Below are 17,762 nucleotides of genomic sequence, written 5' to 3'. Positions count from 1 at the left end.
GCATCCGGGTCAGCTAGAGGGTCGGTAGGACGGAGCGGATGGTGCCGTCGGTGCTGAACTCCATCCGGTCGATGGCGGTCTCGCGGTTGGTGCCGTTGCCGGCCGGAACGGCGAAGCGGTGGTAGGCGATGTACCAGGTGTCGCTGCCGGGTGCCCGAACGACGGAGTGGTGACCGGTGCCCTTGATGCCGACCTCGAGGCGCTTCTGCAGCACCACGCCGCGCCTGGTCCAGGGCCCGAGGGGTGAGGAGCCGGTGGCGTAGGCGACCCGGTAGTCCTCGCTGCGCGTGTCGTTCTCCGACCACATGAAGTAGTAGAGCCCGTTCCGCTTGAACACGAATGGCGCCTCGTTGTAGCCGGAGGGGGTGATGACCCGTGCCTGCGCCGCGTCGAAGGAGACCATGTCGGGGTTCAACCGCACCGCCCGCGCGGTGCCCTGCCCCCAGTACAGGTAGGACCGCCCGTCGTCGTCGGTGAACACCATGGGGTCGATCGCCTGCCCGCCGGAGAACTGGTCGTTGCGGACGAGCGGTCGGCCCAGCGCGTCACGGAACGGGCCGGTGGGGCTGTCGGCCACAGCGACGCCCAGTTGTTTGGCCGTGTTGCCGCTGGCCGCGCCGCCGCTGAAGTAGAGGTAGTAGCGGCCGTTGGCGCTGGCCACCGCCGGTGCCCAGGCCGAGTTGTCCGCCCAGGACACGTCCGGGCCGTGGTCGAGGATCACGCCGTGGTCGGTCCAGTTGACCAGGTCGGTGGAGGAGAAAGCCTTGTAGTAGGTGCCGGCCCAGCTCGCGTAGCCGTCGGTGGTCGGGTAGAGGTAGTAGCGGCCGTTGAACACGGCGAGGTGCGGGTCGGCGAAGAGGCCCGGGATCACCGGGCCCTTGGTGGTCCCGGGTGCCCACGGCGCGACGAGGCGGAAGGAGCTGTCCGCCCGGAACGCGGCCGTGTCCTGGTAGGCGTCGAGCCAGAGGGCGAAGTCACGGTGCCGGATCCGCCGGTTCGGATAGTTGTACGAGACGAGCGCCACCGATCCGCTGACCGAGCCGTCCACCGCGCAGAAGGTGGCATCGGCCCGGAACGTGGCGTCGCCGGTGTTCGCATCGACCCGGAGCCGGTAGTCGCGGTGCCGCAGGAACATGCCTGTCTTGGTCTGGAACGAGTAGCAGGTCGGCGACGCCAGACCGTTTACCACTGTGAAGGTGGCGTCGAGCTTCACCTGGTTGGCGCTGCTGGAGGTCACCGGGTCGAGCTGACCGAGATAGTCGATGTGCCGCACGTACCGTCCGGCTTGGTTCACCGCCTCCAGCGAGACGGCGCCGGTCGGCAGGGCGGCGGCGTGCGCCGGCCCGTCGGCCTCCACCAGGACAGCCGTCGCGGCCACGGCGGAGAGCACGAGGACGGTACGTAGCCGCGTGGCCGTTGCTCGCCGTGGAACCACGATCGCGACCCTCCTGAGAAAGATCATCTATGTTAGCGTTAACAAGTACTAGCCAAAATCGGTCTTCAGCGATTTCGGGTGACAGGGTGACGCGACACCTCTGACCCGCCACGCCACTACCGGTGCTATGTGTTCGGTTCGTTAAGCGCGCGTTGCGGACAAGTGTTAGCGATCGCATCTGTCAGTGTCAAGGCATCGACGCACTTGCATGAGCGCGAACCCGAGCAGGTTGGCCTCCATCAGGACCCGCTCCCCGGTAGCCAGCAGAAATGCCCGCAGGGCCGGATGCTGGTCGAACTTCGCAAGGTTGCCGGCCACCACTGGCTCAGGCAGTCGGCACCGACGCCCCCACGATTTCGCCCGCGACGACTCGCGCAGTCGCCGGACGTGCGCACAGCGCTGTGACATATCGCCGACGCCCCGGGCCGTCGAATCCGACGGCTGATACCTACAGTCAGACCATGAGCACCGACGACGGCGTGCGGGTCTGGCTCCGCCGGCATGGAGCCGAGCAGATCGCCCATCCCGGCGGCAACCTGTACGCCCACCTCTGTCGGGTCAGCGAACGACTTGCCGTGCTCGGATGCAGCCATGACGTGCAAGCCGCGGGCCTCACCCACGCCGTCTACGGCACCGACGGGTTCGACCTCACCCTGCTTGATCGGGCCGATCGGGCCGTGCTGCGGGATCTCGTGGGTACCGACGCCGAGGAGCTCGTCTATCTGTACGGTGCCTGCGACCGTGGACGCAGCTGGCCGGAGCTGGCAAGGACCGGCGAGGTCTTCGACCGCTTCGCCCGTCACGTGCGGACGCCGGATGAGGGTCAACTTCGGTCGCTGATGGACCTGAGCATCGTCAACGAACTGGACGTCGTGGAGCACGATCCCGCGATGCTGGACCGGCACGGGGCCTACTTCCGGGAACTGTTCGCCTCATGGACCCCCATCGCCTCGGAGCAGGTCATCCGCGACGCGCAGCGAGTGTTGCGGCCGTGACCACACCGGACGACGACCGGAAACCGGTTGCCTGTGCCGGGTGCCCCGCCGAAGATCGGTCGATGCCCAGTGACCAGGCGACCGCCGACTTCTCGATCAAGCCCACGCTCACCGGCGAGCGGGTGATCCTGCGTCCGTTCGTCGAGGACGACCTGGACACCTTCCGGGCGGCGGTGGCCGACCCCGAGGTGGCCCGACTGACCGGCAGCGCGGCCGACGACGTTCCCGACGAGGAGCGGATGCGTTCCTGGTACGGCGGCCGCAACGCGCAGGCCGACCGACTCGACCTGGCTGTCGTGGACCGCGCCACCGGGGCCTGCGTCGGCGAGGTGGTCCTCAACGACTGGGACCCCGTCAACCGGAACTGCAACTTCCGGACACTGCTGACCGCCGCGGGCCGCGACCGCGGCCTGGGCACCGAGGCGGTACGCCTGGTCGTCGGCCACGGGTTCGAGCGGCTCGGCCTGCACCGCATCTCGCTGGAGGTGTTCGCCTTCAACCCCCGGGCCCGCCGGGTGTACGAGAAGGTCGGCTTCGTTGCCGAGGGTGTGCTGCGGCAGGTCCTGCGCGACGGCGACGACTGGGTTGACGCCACCGTGATGTCGATCCTCGCGCCCGAGTGGGCCGCGCATCGGGGGTATCCCGAGCGCTGAGGCGGGTAGCGGTCAAGCTACGCGAAGCTGAGGTCGTCGGATCGGGCGCGTTTGAGCTCGGAGAAGGCCCGACAGCCGGCGAGCAGGCGGGCGCCGTCGAAGACGCGGACGGCCTCTTCCCCACGAGGGATCGAGGTCAGCACGGGGCCAAAGAAGGCCACGTCGTCGACGACGACCGTCGGGGTGCCGAGGTCCTCGCCCACCAGTTGCTGTGCGCGTGTGGTGCTGGCCCGCAGTTGCGGGTCGAGGTCGCTGCGATGGGCGGCGTCGGCCAGGTCGGCGGGGAGGCCGGCCTCGGCCAGGGCGAGCGGGACGACGGTGTCGAAGTTCTTGTCGCCGCCGTCGTGGATGCGGCGGCCGAGCGCCGGATACAGCTGTGCGAGGACGGCGGAGCCGTGTTGTTCGGCTGCCGCCATGCACACCCTGGCCGGCCCCCAAGCCCGGTCGTTGAATTCGCGGTACCAGGGCTCCAGGTCGCGATGCTCGTTGATCACCGCGAGGCTCATCACCTCGAAGCGCAACGTGAGCGGCCGCATTTTCGCGACCTCCATGAGCCAGCGGGAGGTGATCCAGGCGAACGGGCAGGACGGGTCCACGTACGACGTGACCACCGGAACGGACGTTGGAGTCAAGTTGTCTTCCACGGAAGACAAGTTATCTTCCTCGGAAGGTAAGATGCAACAGTGGATGACGACCGGATCGCCGAAATCGTTGGTCAGTGGGGTCGCGAGCGACCAGACCTCGACCCCAGTCCGCTGCTGATCATCGGTCGCATCCAACAACTGGCCGCCGTACTCGATGTGGCCCTGCGGCCGCCGTTCGCCGCGGCGGACCTCGGCAACGGCGACTTCGACGTGCTCGCGGCGCTGCGCCGCGAGGGTGAGCCATACACGCTCACGGCGGGCCAGCTGAGCCAACGGATGCTCGTCACCACCGGGGCGGTCACCAAGCGGGTGGACCGACTGATCGCCCGAGGCCTCGTGTCCCGCTCGGTCTCCACGGCCGACGCGCGCGGCAGAGTGGTCGGGCTGACTCCGGCGGGTGTGGCTTTGACCGACCGGCTCATCGAGGAGCATCTGGCCAACGAGGCGACCATCCTTCGTGGCCTCACCGACAGCGATCGCAGAGCCCTTGAACGGTTGCTGGCGGCGCTGAACCGGACCCTGACCTCCCGGGGTCTCGGCCCCGAGGGCGAGAGTCAGGTCGGGTGATCGCCTCGGTCGTGATCGGCCAGCATCGGATTACCATTCCGCCATGGACGACACCATCCGCGGCATACGCATCAGACGCGGTGGCCCGGCCGACGCGCCTGCCGTCCTGACCATGTTGGACTCCGCGGTGGCCTGGATGAACGACCGCGGCAACACCGAGCAGTGGGGCACGACACCGTTCTCCGCGCAGCCCGCAAGGGTGGAACAGGTCGATCGGTACCTGACCGAGAACCTCCCGTTCCTCGCGGAAGTGGATGGAACGCCGGCCGCGGCGATGGTGCTGGGCTCCGGGCCCGACCCGCGCGTACCGATCACGCCCGCGGACGAACCCGAGCGGTACGTCCGTCTCCTGGTCTCGGACCGACGATTCGCCGGCCGCCACCTCGGGTCTGCCCTGCTGGCACACGCCGTGGAGGAGACCCGGCGAGCCGGCGTGCGGTTGCTACGGGTCGACTGCTGGGCGGGCGGCGGCGGGAAGCTGGTGGCGTTCTACGAGCGCCAGGGGTTCACTTCCACCGAAACGTTCCGGGCTGGCTCCTGGCCGGGGCAGGTGCTGGCCCAGCGGGTCGGTTGAGCGGCGCCCTTTCACGCGGATGAAGTGGGCGCCGCCGCGGTGGCACGGGCAGCGGTGTGTTCGCGGAGCATGGCCAGCAATCCGGGAAAGCGTTGTTCCAGGTCGTCGTAGCGGAGGGTGACCAGCCGGCGGATGCCGTCGACTCGCGTGCGGATCAGGCCGGCATCGCGCAGCACCTTGATGTGGTGCGACACCGTTGACTTGCCGATGGTGACGCCTGCCTCCTTGAGGATGTCACTGCCGCACGTCCAGTCCCCAGCGGTGTCGAGGGCGCGCACGAGCGTGAGCCGCACCGGGTCGGCGAGCGCGCTGAGCACGACGTCGATCGTCACGGTCTCGATGGCGGGTTCGATCACCTCGGTCACGAGCTCAAGCCTAGCCAGAACTTGCGGAAAGTTCGACTTTGGTCGTACCGTTCGATCCAGCTCGAACCGTACGACTCGGATCGAACAATGGATGGATCATGAAGGCGATCATTTACCGCGACAACGGCGGCCCCGACGTTCTCCAGTTCGTCGAGCGTGACCGTCCCACGCCCGAACCCGGTGAAGTTCGCGTCCGGGTCGCCGTGTCCGGGGTCAACCCGACCGACTGGCAGGCCCGCTCCGGCACCGCCCACCGCAAACTGTTCCCCGAGATCACCCCGCACCTCGACGGCGCCGGCGTGATCGACGCCGTCGGTGACGGGGTTGACCCGGGCCGGATCGGTCAGCGCGTCTGGCTGTTCATGGCCGCCGCCGGGCGGCCCACCGGCACCGCCGCCGAGTACACCGTCGTACCCGCCGACCAGGCCGTGCCGCTGCCGGACGAGGCCGGTTTCGACGTCGGCGCCTCGCTCGGTGTCCCCGCGCTCACCGCACACCGCGCACTCACCGTCGCCGAGGACGGGCCGGGCCGCCTCCGCCCCGGCGCGCTCGACGGCAAGGTGGTGCTCGCCGCCGGCGGGGCCGGCGCCGTCGGGCACGCGGTGATCCAGCTCGCCCGATGGGCCGGCGCCACCGTGATCACCACCGTCAGCGGACCGGAGAAGGCGAAGCTGGCCGCTGCGGCCGGAGCCCACCACACCGTCAACTATCGCGAGGGCGACCCAGCCGCCGCCATCCGTGCGATCACCCCGGACGGCGTCGACATCGTCGCCGAGGTGGCGCTGGGCGCGAACCTGACAGTGGACCTGGCAGTGCTGCGCACCCGCGGCACGATCGCGACGTACGCCAACGAGGGCGGACATCCGGTCGAGCTGAACGTGGGTCAGAACATGGTGCTGAACACGCGCTTGCAGTTCCTGGTGCTCTACACGGCTGGCCCGCAGGCCCGCGCCGCAGCCGTCGAGGACGTCACCGCCGCGATTCGCGACGGCGCGTTGCCGGTCGGCGAGGCACACGGCCTGCCACTGCTCCGCTTCCCCCTGCACCGCACCGCCGACGCTCACCGAGCGGTGCAAGCCGGAGCGGTCGGCAAAGTGCTGGTGGACGTCACGCCCTGATCGTGGTCAGACCGTTGTCCGTGCGATCGTCGTCCCAGCTGACGTCGTCGGACCGGTCGACCGGAAAGCAGACCCCCAGGGCGCGGTGAGCTCCTCAGGTGTCAGCTCCCGGACCGGCTGCGGCAGATCGGCGGGAATCTGGTCGGCCGGAGCGCCCTCGTCGGAGTTCCGTCGCCTCAGGCGGTAGCCAGGCGGACCATGAACTGGCAGCCGTCGGAGGTGTTGCGCACCTCGACCCGACCTCCATGCGCCTCCACCAGGCCACGAACGATGGCCAGACCGAGCCCTCCGGACGCCGCACCGTCGCCGGGCCCGGGCGTGCGGGCCGGTTCACCACGGAACGCGATGTCGAACAGCCGGGGTAGGTCTGCCGGGGGAATGCCGCCGCAGGTGTCGGCGACCGACAGCCAGGCGTGGTCCTCCTCCCGGCCGGCTTCGACGCGTACGGTGCCGTCGGCCGGGGTGTAGCGGACCGCGTTGAGCAGCAGATTGGCCACCACCCGCGCCAGCTCCGGTTCGCTCGCGGCAACCGTCGGCCACCCCGACTCGCTGGCAATCAGCTTGATCCGACGAGCGTCGGCCAACGGGGTCGTACTGGCCAGCGCGTCCGAGACCACCTCTCCGAGCGGCACCGCCGTCAACGACAACCGCAGCGCTCCCGCGTTGATCCGGGACAGCTCGAACAGGTCGTCGACGAGTCGGGTCATCCGGTCGGTCTCCACCCGGATGCGTCGGTGGTACTCGTCGACCGTGTCCGGATCGCGAACCACCCGGTCCTCCAGCGCCTCCGCCATCGCCCGCAGGCCGGCCAGCGGGGTACGCAGGTCGTGCGAGACCCAGGCGACCAGGTCGCGCCGGCCCTTCTCCAGTTGCCGTTCCCGCTCCCGGGCCTGGTCGCGCCAGACCGCGGCGCGGGCCAGTCGACGGCCGAAGTGCCCGCCGACGGCGAGACTGACCACCGCCGCCGCCGCGACGGTGATCAGGACCACCTCAAGGTCGTGCGCGGAGAGGAACATCGCCTCCGCGACCGCCATCACCCCGACGACCACGGCGACCACCGTGGTGGTGAGCAGCACGCTGAGATGCACGGTGATCGAGCTGCGTCGGAGGGCGCGGAGCAGCACGGCGCTGGCGAGCCCGATGCCGAGTGCCGCCCCGAGGGCGATCGCGAAGATCAGGAGTAGGTCACGCATTGGCCGGCTCGTAGCGGTAGCCGACGCCCCAGACGGTCACGATCCGCTGCGGGTCGGCCGGGTTGGTTTCGATCTTCTCCCGCAGTCGGCGTACGTGCACGGTCACTGTCGAGTGGTCCCCGAAGTTCCACCCCCAGACCTGCTCGAGAAGTTCGGCCCGGCCGAACACCCGGGACGGATGCCGCATGAGGTGGACGAGCAGGTCGAATTCCCGCAAGGTCAGAGCCAGATCCGTACCGCCGAGGCGGGCCGTTCGGGAGGTTGTGTGCACGACCAGCTTGCCGTCGGTGAGCGCCTCCGGCCGCTCGGGTGCCGTCGCGCCGCCGGCGCGACGAAGCACCGAACGGACCCGCAGCACCAGTTCCCGGGGAGAGAAAGGCTTGGTCAGGTAGTCGTCAGCGCCGAGCTGAAGCCCGAGGATCCGGTCGGCCTCGTCACCACGGGCGGTCAGCATGACGATCGGTACGCCGTCGGGCCGTACCCGCAACGCCCGGCACACCTCCAGGCCGTTGATCCGGGGCAGCATCAGGTCGAGCACGACCAGGTGGGGTGCCTGGCGCTCCACCGCCGCCAGCGCCGCCGCGCCGTCCGCCGCGAGGCTCACCTGGAAGCCGTCGTTCTCGAGGTAACGACGAATGACGTCACTCACGGTCTGATCGTCGTCGACCACCAGCACGCGCTGTGTCACGAACCATCCCCGTTCCGACCGGTCAGCGTCTCCCCTCGGATGTCCATCGGCCCAGCGTAGCCACGCACCGGGGTCCGTCCGCACCGGCAAACCTTGCGAGGTTCTTACGGTTGGGTGCGCAAACCCGAGCGCGCGTACGCGAGGTCATACGGTGACCGGAATGCGGATACTTGTCACCGGTGCTGCCGGATTCATCGGTTCCCATGTCGCCGACCTGCTCACCGAAGACGGGCACGAGGTGGTGGCCGTGGACGCGCTCCTGCCCGAGGCGCACGGTGCGACGGCACCGCCCTGGGCCGAGCGGCACGGCCTGGTGGTCGGTGACGTCCGCGACGCCGAGCTGCTGACCCGGCTACTGAGCGGGGTCGACGCGGTCTGCCATCAGGCGGCCATGGTCGGCCACGGCATCGATCCGGCCGACGCCCCCCGGTACGCCGCGCACAACGACCTCGGCACGGCCACCCTCCTCGCGGCGATGCACAGCACCGGGGTACGCCGACTGGTGCTGGCCAGTTCGATGGTGGTTTACGGCGAGGGTCGCTACCACTGCCGTACCCACGGGATCGTCCGGCCTGCCGGCCGCCGGGCCGCCGATCTGGCCGAGGGCCGGTACGAGCCGACCTGCCCTCGCTGCGGCCGGTCGCTCTCCCCCGGTCTCGTGCCCGAGGACGCGCCGCTGGAGCCGCAGAGCACGTACGCCGCCACCAAGCTGGCCCAGGAACACCTCGCCGGTGCCTGGGCCCGGCAGACCGGCGGATCGGTCTGGGCCCTGCGCTACCACAACGTCTACGGTCCGCGGATGCCGCGTGACACCCCGTACTCGGGGGTCGCGTCGATCTTCCGGTCGGCCCTGGCCGCCGGGCGACCTCCCCGGGTTCTGGAGGACGGCCGGCAACGGCGCGACTTCGTGCACGTGACCGACGTGGCCGCGGCCAACCTGCTGGCCCTGACCACACCGGCACCGGATCCGCTGACCCCGGTCAACGTCTGCTCGGGTGAACCGCACACCGTCGGCGAACTGGCCCACGAGCTGGCCGCGGCGATGGGCGGCCCATCGCCGGTCACGGTCGGGGGCGGACGGACAGCGGACGTGCGGCACGTCGTGGCCGACCCGGCCCGCGCCGCCCGGCTGCTCGGTTTCACCGCCCGAATCGACTTCGCCGCCGGTATCGCCGACTTCACCACCGCGGTGATGCGGGATCCGGCATCGGTCAGGACACCGTCCACAGTAGGTGGTTGACGGCGAGGGCGGTGGCGGCCTGGGCCGCCAACCACCACCGTCGATGGTGGTGGGGCAGGTGCGCGGTGGCGACCAGCAACCAGACGGCGAACGGTAGCCAGATCCGCTCCACCTCGGCCTTGCTGAGCCCCGACAGGTCCGCCGCGACCACGGCCGCCGACGCCGCGACGGGCAGCCACACCGTTGGTCCGGCGCTGGCGATCCGCGAACGGAAGGCCGTCGCGCGCGGTGGGCGCGGTGATCGGATCGCCACGGCGGCCACCGCCCGCCGCAGTGCCGGCCCGACCACCGGGCCGGCACTGAGCAGCAGAGCGGCGAGATTCGCCCAGACCCAGTAACCGTACGGACGTTCCGCCGCCCAACCCTGGTAGTAGCGACGGGCCACCAGGTGGTAGCCGTCCAGCCACCAGAAGCCGGCGAGGGTGAACGCGGCGACGACGGCCCCGACCGCCCCCGCCGCGACCAGCAGCACACCGAGGCGGTCCCGCGACCGGAGCAACGCCACGGCCAACGCGAGCAACCCGACCAGGACGAACCCGTACGACAGGTAGAGCGCGAAGCCGAGCAGCAACCCGCCAAGTGCGGCCCCTGGTCGGCCACCCACCGCCAGCAGCGTGAGCCCGGCCGCGACCACAGCGGTGAAGATCCCGTCCGCGGACGCGCCCACCCAGACCGCCCCCGGGAAGAGCACCAGGAACGGCCACACCGCGCGGGCCGCGTCCTCAACCCCGAGCGCCCGCAACGCCACCGGAACCGTCACCGAGACCGTGGCGCCGAGCAACACGCAGGCGAGCCCGGCGGCAGTCCCGCCGCCCAGGCCGATCCGCTCCAGCCAGACGAAGAACAGCAACGCTCCCGGTGGATGACCGGCGGTGTGGGTGGACCACGAATCGGGCTGGAAGTCGAGGATCCGGTCGGCGAAGCCGGACAGCATGATGCCGACATCCGTCACCCGGGGCACCTCGTGCAGGTACTCGGCCTGCACGGTGAGCCGCTCGGTCAACCCGACGGACCAGCCGTCCACCATTGCCAGCGACAGCGTCCAGAGCACTGCGGCGAGATAGCCGACGACCAGCAGCCTCGGCCACGGCAGGTCGGTTGCCCAGCGTGTGCCCCGCCAGACGAACAGCGCCGCGACGAGAAGCGCGGCGGGGGTGCCGGGCCCCAGGTGGGGCTGCCAACTGGCGTAGAGCGGCGCCGCGTCGGCGTGCAGCCGTACACCCTGGTGGTTGAGCAGCGCGCCGACGCCGACGGCAACGGCGAGCAGGGTCACCTCGGCACCGAGGACGATCAGGTCGGCGGACCGGGGTCGTCCCGGTCGGGTCATCATGGTCATGGTGACGGCCGACGGTACGGCCTGTGACCAGGCAACCGACAGCCAGACGGTGAGACGTCAGGGAGTCGTAAGATCCGGTGCCCGGTAAGCGATTCGTAAGGAGACAGAGCGGCCCGGACGGCCCCTGGCGGGCCTAGCGTCGCCGGTATGCACACAACGATCGACGTGGTGCTGCCATGTCTGGACGAGGCGGCCGCACTTCCTGCCGTACTGGGCGGGCTGCCGCCCGGCTACCACGCCATCGTGGTCGACAACGGCTCCACGGACGGTTCACCGGTCGTCGCGGCCGAGCACGGGGCGCGGGTCGTCCACGAGCCGCGGCGCGGTTACGGCGCTGCCGTGCACGCCGGCCTGCTGGCGGCGGACGCGGATCTGGTCTGCGTGCTCGACGCGGACGGCTCGTTCGATCCGGCCGAGCTGCCCCGGCTCGTCGCCACGGTGCTCGACGGTCGGGCCGATCTCGCCGTCGGGCGGCGTCGGCCGATCTCGGCGGAGGCCTGGCCGTGGCATGCCCGCACCGGGAACGCGCTGGTCGCCGCGCTGCTACGGCGTCGCGGGGTGCCGGTGTACGACATCAGCCCGATCCGGGTGGCCCGCCGGGCGGCGTTGCTGGGCCTCGGGGTCGACGACCGCGCGTTCGGCTACCCCCTGGAACTGCTGCTCCGCGCAGCCGCGGCGGGCTGGCGGATCGTCGAGCTGGACGTCGCGTACGCGCCCCGGGCCGCCGGCACCAGATCGAAGGTCTCCGGGTCGGTCCGGGGCACGCTGCGGGCGACCCGGGACTTCGCCGGAGTGCTCCGCGCCGGTGCCGGTGGTGGCCGGTGAACGTCCTGCTCGTGGTCGCGAAGGCACCGGTTGCCGGGCTGGCCAAGACACGCCTCTGCCCACCGGCTGACCCCACCCAGTCGGCCCGGATCGCGGCGGCGTCGCTGTTGGACACCCTCGCGGCGGTACGCGGCACGGCGTCGACCATTCCGGTGCTGGCCCACACCGGTCGGTTCGCCGACGCCGAGTGCGGCGCGGAACTGACCGCCGCGTTGGCGGGTTGGCACCTGTTTCCGCAGCGCGGCGCCACGTTCGCCGACCGCCTCGCGAACGCCCACGCCGACACCGCCGCGGCCTTTCCCGGCCGACCGGTGCTGCAGATCGGCATGGACACGCCGCAGATCCGACCGGCCCTGCTCACCGCCGCGCTGGAGCGGCTCGCCGAGCACGAGGCGGTGTTCGGACCGGCGCTCGACGGCGGCTGGTGGGCACTCGGGCTACGCGACCCGTCGTGCGCGAGCGTGTTGCGCGAGGTACCGATGTCGACCGGCGACACCGGTCGCCGTACCCTCGCCGCTCTGCGTGGGCAGGGCATCCACCCGGCGGTCCTGCCCGTGCAGCGGGATGTCGACGACTGGCCGGCGGCGCTGGCGGTCGCGGCCGACCTGCCCGGCACCCGGTTCGCGCAGGCCGTCGCGTCGGTCGGCGGCCAGTTGGTGAACGGGCATCCCCGGTGACGTCGACGATCAGCCTCGACGGCTTCGATGTGGTGCTGGGCCGGATCGGCGGGTGGTCCGCCGACCGTGACGCCTGCACGCCGGTCCGCTCGACGCCCGCGGCCCAACCCGACCACTGGCTGGTGCACGCCGACGGGCGGCGTGACCTGTTGCCGGTACGGCGCTGGCACGGCCCGCCCGAACCGGCGGTTGAGTCCGTCGCCGCCCGCTGCACCGGGCCCACGATCGACCTCGGCTGCGGCCCTGGCCGGCTGACCAGGGCGCTCGCCCAGCGGGGCCTCGTCGCACTGGGGGTGGACATTTCCGCCGAGGCGGTACGGCTGACCCAGGGCCGGGGTGTGGTCGCGCTGCGACGCGACGTCTTCGAACCACTACCCGGCGAGGGGAGGTGGGCACACGCCGTGCTCATCGACGGCAACATCGGCATCGGTGGTGACCCGGTCCGGCTGCTGCGCCGGTGTGGCGCCCTGATCGCGAGCGACGGAACGCTCATCGTCGAGGTGGAGCCCTCGGGGGCTGGGCTGTGGCGGGGACAGGCGTACGTCCTGTCCGGATCGTCCGGCGAACGGGAACTGCGGGGGCCGGCGTTTCGATGGGCGCGGGTCGGGGCGGAGGCGGTCACCCGTACCGCAGCCGCTGCCGGCCTGCGGGTCGCCGACCGTTTCCGGTTCGGTTCACGCTGGTTCGCCGAGCTGGTCCGCGCATGATCCGCCGGCCACGCATCCCCGTACCCGAGGACTTCACCGCGCCCTCACACTCTCCGCTCGTCGCCGCCAGGCTCGGCCTCTGGCTCGGGGTGGCGTTCGGGCTGTGTTTCGGCACCGGACTGCTCAGCCACTTCATCCAGCACCCACCGGGCTGGTTCACCTGGCCGACCCGACCGGTCAACCTCTACCGGATCACCCAGGGCGTCCACGTGCTCTCCGGCGTCGCGGCGATCCCGTTGCTGCTGGCCAAACTGTGGAGCGTCTACCCCCGGCTGTTCGTCCGTCCGCCCCTGCGTCAGCCGATCCGCCTGTCCGCGCACGCCCTCGAACGGCTCTCCGTCCTGGTACTGGTCTGCGCCGCGTTCTTCGAACTGGTCACGGGCCTGTTCAACGTCGCCCAGTCGTACCCGTGGGGGTTCTTCTTCCCGACGGCGCACTACGCGGTCGCCTGGCTGGTAGCGGGCGCGATACTGCTGCACGTCGCGGTGAAGCTCCCGATCGCCCGCGCGGCGCTGAGCACACCACTGCGGGGCAGCAGAGCGGTGGCGGCTGCGGCACCGGGGCGTGACGACTCGTCCGAGCGACGCGCGTTCCTGCGTACGTCGGTGGGGGTGGCCGGCATCGCCGTGCTGGCCACCGCCGGGGTCACCGTGCCGTGGCTCCGTCGGGCGTCACCGTTGGCGTGGCGTTCCGCCGCCGGCCCGCAGGGCATCCCGATCAACCGTACGGCGGCGGCCGCGCGCATCGTCGTTCCACCGGACTGGCGACTGGAGATCGTCTGGCCGGGCGGCCGGGAGACCCTGTCCCTGGCCGAACTGGCGGCTCTGCCGCAACACACGGCGGAACTACCGATCGCCTGCGTCGAGGGCTGGAGCGCCTCGGCCCACTGGACCGGCGTGCCCGTCGTCCAACTGCTCCGATGGGCCGGCGCACCGACCGGCCGGCCGGTGCGGTTCACCTCACTGGAAACCGACGGCCTGTACGCGGCAAGCACACTCCCCGCGGCCCACGCCAGCGACCCGCTGACCCTGCTCGCGCTGAGGATCAATGGCGAGCAACTGTCCCCCGACCACGGTTACCCGTGCCGACTCGTTGCGCCGAGCCGGCCGGGGGTTTTGCAGACCAAGTGGGTGGCCCGCTTGGAGGTGCTGCGGTGAGAGCGGTCCGGCTGCTCCTGCTCGTGCTCGGCGCCTCGGCCGTGGGGTACGGCGGTTGGCTGCTCCTCCCCCAGCTCGGTACCGCCCTGCCGTGGCTGATCGGCGGCCCGGTGCTGCACGACGTCCTAGTGGCGCCGCTGGTCGGAGTGGTCGGGCTGATGCTCAGCCGGCTGGTGACAAACCGGTTACGCCTGGCCTGGGTCACCGCGGGCCTGCTGGCCAGCGCCACCCTGCTGCTGATCGCGGTGCCGCTGCTGTGGCGACCGCCGTCGGCACCTCCGAATCCGGGTCTACCGGACCGCAACTACCCGCTGGGGCTCGCCGTCGGGCTGGCTGTCGTCTGGGCCGCGATCGTGATCGTGCTGGTCGTCGTCGCCATGGTCGACAGGCGCGTCACGAACCGACGAACCGACCGTCCCTGAGCCCGCCCCCGCGTTCTCCACTCGTCGCCCAGGAGGGGTACCCATGTCAGCAGGAGAGATCAGCCCGCCCGATCGTGCGCCGGTCGGCGTGATCGGCGGCTCCGGTTTCTACGAGTTCCTTGACGACGTCGCCGAGGTCACCGTCGACACACCGTATGGGCGGCCGAGCGACTCGCTGTCCGTCGGGAGTCTCGCCGGGCGGCCGGTGGTGTTCCTGCCCCGCCACGGACGCCGGCACACCCTCCCTCCACACCGCATCAACTACCGGGCCAACCTGTGGGCGCTGCGAGCGCTCGGCGTGCGGCAGGTGCTCGCACCGGGTGCGGTGGGCGGCCTGCGCCCAGAGCTGGGCCCCGGGACCCTGGTCGTGCCGGACCAACTGGTCGACCGGACCAGTGGCCGCGAGCAGACCTACTTCGACGGACAGCCGGGCCCGGACGGGCAACTCCCCCAGGTCGTCCATGTGCCCTTCGCCGACCCCTACTGTCCGGTCGGACGGGCCACGGTCCTGGACGCCGCCCGCAACACCGGTTGGCAGCCGGTCGACGGCGGAACCATGGTCGTGATCGAGGGGCCGCGGTTCTCCACCCGTGCGGAATCACTGTGGCACGGCCAGATGGGCTGGTCGGTCGTCGGCATGACCGGCCACCCCGAGGCGGTGCTGGCACGTGAACTGGCGCTGTGTTACACCGCGCTGTCCCTGGTGACCGACCTCGACTCGGGTGTCGAGGTCGGTCACGGGGTGACCCAGCAGGAGGTGTTCACGGTCTTCGCCCGGAACGTCGATCGGCTGCGCGTGCTGCTCGGCGACGCGGTGCGGACGCTGCCAGCGGATCAGGGGGTCTGCCCCTGCGGCCAGGCTCTGGCCGGTACGCCGTCGTAAGAGTTCCGAAAGGGTTCGCGACCCGTTCGACAACAACCGCGGCCGTACGCTGCGGGGGTGGGAAGACGGATGTTCCGGTCGCCGGTGGCCCGGGTCGGCCTCGCCGCCGCTGTCGTCGTGGCGGTGCTGGCCCTCTACTGGTTCCAGCCGTGGAAGCTGTTCACCGACACCTACGTCGACGAAGCGCTACCCGGGGTGTCGGCGACATCGGCCACCCCGACCCCGGCGTCCTCGACATCGGCTCCAGCGGCCTCGGCAACCACCCCGGCGGCGAACGAGATCCTGACCGCCGGCGAGTTCGTCACCCATGAGCACCGGACGACCGGCAGCGCCGAGATCCACCGGCTCGCCGACGGCCGCCACCAGCTCGTCATCCGAGACCTGAACACGTCGAACGGCCCGGACCTGCGGGTGTGGCTGACCGACCAGCCGGTGATCCGAGGCACGGCCGGCTGGCGGGTGTTCGACGATGGCGAATGGGTCGAGCTGGCGAAGCTCAAGGGCAACAGGGGCAACCAGGTGTACGAGCTACCGGCGTCGGTTGATCCACGCGACTTTCAAAGCGTCTCCATCTGGTGCAAGCGATTCGCGGTCTCCTTCGGCGCGGCCGAGCTCACGAGCGCCTGACCGGGGTCACCCGGGCCGCAACCTGCCGGACACGGCATTGACATCTTTCACTGTCAGATCTAGCGTCGGAGCGAATCGATTCGACGGCCGACTGGTCCCGCGTGGTCGGCGCGGGTGACCTGCAGTGGCGTGTCGTGGCGGCGCGCGGGTCGCCGTAGACCCCTTTTCGACTAGTTCGTGCCGAGTGGCGGGAGCCCCTTCATGACAAGACGTAGACCCATCCTTGGATTGCTTGCGACGGCGGCGGCCGTCGTCGTGACCGTGAGCGCGGCGGCACTGGCCGGCGGCTTGGGCACCACCGCGTCGGCCGCGGAGATCGGGGCGGCCGCGGCGACCGCCGGATGCGGCAAGGCACCCACGCTGACCAGCGGGCAACGATCCATCCAGAGCAGTGGTCAGAACCGTAGTTTCATCCTGCGGATTCCGGACAACTACGACAGGAACCACGCCTACCGATTGATCTTCGGATTCCACTGGAACGGCGGCACCGCCAACGACGTCGACGGCGGTGGATCCGACGGGGCAGCCTGGTCCTACTACGGGCTGCGGCAGCAGGCGAACAACAGCACCATTTTCGTCGCCCCACAGGGCAACGGCAACGGCTGGGCCAACCCCGGCGGCCAGGACGTCACCTTCGTCGACGACATGATCAGGGTGATCGAGGCAGACCTCTGTGTCGACACCACGCAACGCTTCGCGCTCGGCTTCAGCTACGGCGGCGGTATGAGCTACTCGCTGGCCTGTTCCCGGCCGAGTGTCTTCCGCGCCGTCGCGGTCTACTCCGGCGGGCAGCTCAGCGGGTGCAGCGGCGGCACCCAGCCGGTCGCGTACATGGGAATTCACGGCATCGGGGACCCGGTCCTCAACGTCTCCGCCGGACGGTCCCTGCGTGACACCTTCGTGCGCAACAACGGGTGCACCGCACAGAGCCCACCCGAACCGAGGGCGGGCAGCCTGACCCACATCACCACCACCTACTCCGGCTGCCGCTCCGGGTATCCGGTGGTCTGGGCCGCCTTCGACGGCGGGCACACCCCCGGCCCGGTGGACGGCGGCGGGGACAGCGGAGCCAGGACCTGGACCAAGGGCGAGGTGTGGAAGTTCTTCACCCAGTTCGGTAGCACCGACCCGACGACCCCACCACCGACCACCCCGCCGCCGAGCGGCGCGTCGGCCCTGCGCAACACGTCCTCCGGACGATGCCTGGACGTCAACGGCGCCTCGCAGACCAACGGCGCGGCAGCGATCATCTGGGACTGCCACGGCCAGAGCAACCAGAGCTGGACCTCGACCAGCGCTCAGGAGCTGCGCGTCTTCGGCGGCAAGTGCCTCGACGTCAACGGCGCCAGCACCGCGAACGGCAGCTCGGTGATCATTTGGGACTGCAACGGCCAGTCCAACCAGAAGTGGCGGCTCAATGCCGACGGCTCGATCACCGGAGTTGGTTCGGGCCGGTGCCTGGACACGGTCGGCAGCGGCACGGCCAACGGCACACGCATCCAGATCTGGGACTGCACCGGCGCTGCCAATCAACGCTGGAGCCGGAGCTGAGCCCGGCGAGGTTCCCGAAAAGGGGACCGGTCCGCCGGATGTTCAACCACGCCCAAGGAGGCTCAACCGTGCCACTTCGCAGACACTCCGCCCCCTGGCTAGGGG

Annotated in this window: 20 protein-coding genes; 14 read left to right on the top strand and 6 right to left on the bottom strand. The window is 70.6% G+C overall.

What is annotated here, in order from left to right:
* Positions 1–13: 13 nt before the first annotated feature.
* Complete coding sequence (locus DLJ59_RS31040; protein WP_208648892.1) at positions 14–1,435, bottom strand: family 43 glycosylhydrolase; 1,422 nt, start codon at positions 1,433–1,435, stop codon at positions 14–16.
* Positions 1,436–1,896: 461 nt separating this feature from the next.
* Here DLJ59_RS31040 and DLJ59_RS31030 point away from each other — a divergent pair, with 461 nt between their 5' ends.
* Together DLJ59_RS31030 and DLJ59_RS31025 are read left to right on the top strand one after the other, a co-directional pair.
* Entirely contained in the window at positions 1,897–2,430 is a 534-nt protein-coding gene (locus DLJ59_RS31030) for a DUF6817 domain-containing protein (protein ID WP_124777236.1), read from the top strand.
* A gap of 62 nt (positions 2,431–2,492) precedes the next feature.
* The gene (locus tag DLJ59_RS31025; RefSeq protein ID WP_124777233.1) at positions 2,493–3,083 is read left to right on the top strand and encodes a GNAT family N-acetyltransferase; all 591 of its coding nucleotides are present in this window, start codon (positions 2,493–2,495) and stop codon (positions 3,081–3,083) included.
* Positions 3,084–3,100: 17 nt separating this feature from the next.
* On the opposite strand, the gene DLJ59_RS31020 is transcribed toward DLJ59_RS31025, so the two are convergent.
* On the bottom strand, positions 3,101–3,727 hold the full coding sequence (locus DLJ59_RS31020) for a mycothiol-dependent nitroreductase Rv2466c family protein (RefSeq protein WP_124777230.1): 627 nt from the start codon (positions 3,725–3,727) through the stop codon (positions 3,101–3,103).
* A gap of 39 nt (positions 3,728–3,766) precedes the next feature.
* Here DLJ59_RS31020 and DLJ59_RS31015 point away from each other — a divergent pair, with 39 nt between their 5' ends.
* The gene (locus tag DLJ59_RS31015; protein ID WP_124777227.1) at positions 3,767–4,294 is read left to right on the top strand and encodes a MarR family winged helix-turn-helix transcriptional regulator; all 528 of its coding nucleotides are present in this window, start codon (positions 3,767–3,769) and stop codon (positions 4,292–4,294) included.
* Between the two features lie 43 nt (positions 4,295–4,337).
* Positions 4,338–4,868, top strand: a complete 531-nt coding sequence (locus tag DLJ59_RS31010) for a GNAT family N-acetyltransferase (RefSeq protein ID WP_124777225.1) — start codon at positions 4,338–4,340, stop codon at positions 4,866–4,868.
* 11 nt (positions 4,869–4,879) lie between these two features.
* On the opposite strand, the gene DLJ59_RS31005 is transcribed toward DLJ59_RS31010, so the two are convergent.
* Positions 4,880–5,233, bottom strand: coding sequence for an ArsR/SmtB family transcription factor (locus tag DLJ59_RS31005; RefSeq protein WP_124777222.1), 354 nt, complete (start codon positions 5,231–5,233; stop codon positions 4,880–4,882).
* A gap of 98 nt (positions 5,234–5,331) precedes the next feature.
* Between DLJ59_RS31005 and DLJ59_RS31000 the strand changes: the two genes are divergently transcribed.
* Entirely contained in the window at positions 5,332–6,351 is a 1,020-nt protein-coding gene (locus DLJ59_RS31000) for an NADPH:quinone reductase (protein WP_124777219.1), read from the top strand.
* Between the two features lie 176 nt (positions 6,352–6,527).
* Here DLJ59_RS31000 and DLJ59_RS30995 read toward each other — a convergent pair whose 3' ends face one another.
* On the bottom strand, positions 6,528–7,544 hold the full coding sequence (locus DLJ59_RS30995) for a sensor histidine kinase (protein WP_124777217.1): 1,017 nt from the start codon (positions 7,542–7,544) through the stop codon (positions 6,528–6,530).
* On the bottom strand, positions 7,537–8,232 hold the full coding sequence (locus tag DLJ59_RS30990; protein WP_124777214.1) for a response regulator transcription factor: 696 nt from the start codon (positions 8,230–8,232) through the stop codon (positions 7,537–7,539). The genes DLJ59_RS30995 and DLJ59_RS30990 overlap by 8 nt, the downstream gene beginning before the upstream one ends.
* A gap of 160 nt (positions 8,233–8,392) precedes the next feature.
* Between DLJ59_RS30990 and DLJ59_RS30985 the strand changes: the two genes are divergently transcribed.
* Positions 8,393–9,472, top strand: coding sequence for an NAD-dependent epimerase/dehydratase family protein (locus DLJ59_RS30985; protein ID WP_124777211.1), 1,080 nt, complete (start codon positions 8,393–8,395; stop codon positions 9,470–9,472).
* Here the strand turns inward: DLJ59_RS30985 and DLJ59_RS30980 are convergent.
* Entirely contained in the window at positions 9,444–10,808 is a 1,365-nt protein-coding gene (locus DLJ59_RS30980; RefSeq protein WP_124777209.1) for a hypothetical protein, read from the bottom strand. The two genes, DLJ59_RS30985 and DLJ59_RS30980, sit on opposite strands and share 29 nt — an antisense overlap.
* Positions 10,809–10,955: 147 nt before the next feature.
* Between DLJ59_RS30980 and DLJ59_RS30975 the strand changes: the two genes are divergently transcribed.
* The 8 genes from DLJ59_RS30975 to DLJ59_RS30940 all read left to right on the top strand — a co-directional run bounded on the left by DLJ59_RS30975 (position 10,956) and on the right by DLJ59_RS30940 (position 17,657).
* A complete protein-coding gene (locus DLJ59_RS30975) occupies positions 10,956–11,633 on the top strand; it encodes a glycosyltransferase family 2 protein (protein ID WP_124777206.1) in 678 nt (225 codons plus the stop codon).
* A complete protein-coding gene (locus DLJ59_RS30970; protein WP_124777202.1) occupies positions 11,630–12,310 on the top strand; it encodes a TIGR04282 family arsenosugar biosynthesis glycosyltransferase in 681 nt (226 codons plus the stop codon). The genes DLJ59_RS30975 and DLJ59_RS30970 overlap by 4 nt, the downstream gene beginning before the upstream one ends.
* Positions 12,307–13,017, top strand: a complete 711-nt coding sequence (locus DLJ59_RS30965) for a class I SAM-dependent methyltransferase (RefSeq protein WP_425271472.1) — start codon at positions 12,307–12,309, stop codon at positions 13,015–13,017. Before DLJ59_RS30970 ends, DLJ59_RS30965 begins: the two co-directional genes overlap by 4 nt.
* Positions 13,014–14,174 (top strand): molybdopterin-dependent oxidoreductase, encoded by a 1,161-nt coding sequence (locus tag DLJ59_RS30960; RefSeq protein ID WP_124777199.1) that lies wholly within the window; start codon positions 13,014–13,016, stop codon positions 14,172–14,174. Before DLJ59_RS30965 ends, DLJ59_RS30960 begins: the two co-directional genes overlap by 4 nt.
* Entirely contained in the window at positions 14,171–14,596 is a 426-nt protein-coding gene (locus DLJ59_RS30955; protein WP_124777196.1) for a hypothetical protein, read from the top strand. Before DLJ59_RS30960 ends, DLJ59_RS30955 begins: the two co-directional genes overlap by 4 nt.
* 58 nt (positions 14,597–14,654) lie before the next feature.
* Positions 14,655–15,479, top strand: coding sequence for an S-methyl-5'-thioadenosine phosphorylase (locus DLJ59_RS30950; RefSeq protein WP_208648894.1), 825 nt, complete (start codon positions 14,655–14,657; stop codon positions 15,477–15,479).
* Between the two features lie 57 nt (positions 15,480–15,536).
* The gene (locus DLJ59_RS30945) at positions 15,537–16,106 is read left to right on the top strand and encodes a DM13 domain-containing protein (protein WP_244236316.1); all 570 of its coding nucleotides are present in this window, start codon (positions 15,537–15,539) and stop codon (positions 16,104–16,106) included.
* Positions 16,107–16,307: 201 nt separating this feature from the next.
* Entirely contained in the window at positions 16,308–17,657 is a 1,350-nt protein-coding gene (locus DLJ59_RS30940; RefSeq protein ID WP_124777191.1) for a ricin-type beta-trefoil lectin domain protein, read from the top strand.
* The last annotated feature ends 105 nt before the right edge of the window (positions 17,658–17,762 follow it).

This window comes from Micromonospora inaquosa (genome assembly GCF_003857055.1).
Lineage (GTDB): Bacteria > Actinomycetota > Actinomycetes > Mycobacteriales > Micromonosporaceae > Micromonospora > Micromonospora inaquosa.
The sequence above is the reverse complement of the archived record's forward strand: the minus strand, read 5'-3'. Positions and strand labels throughout refer to the sequence as shown.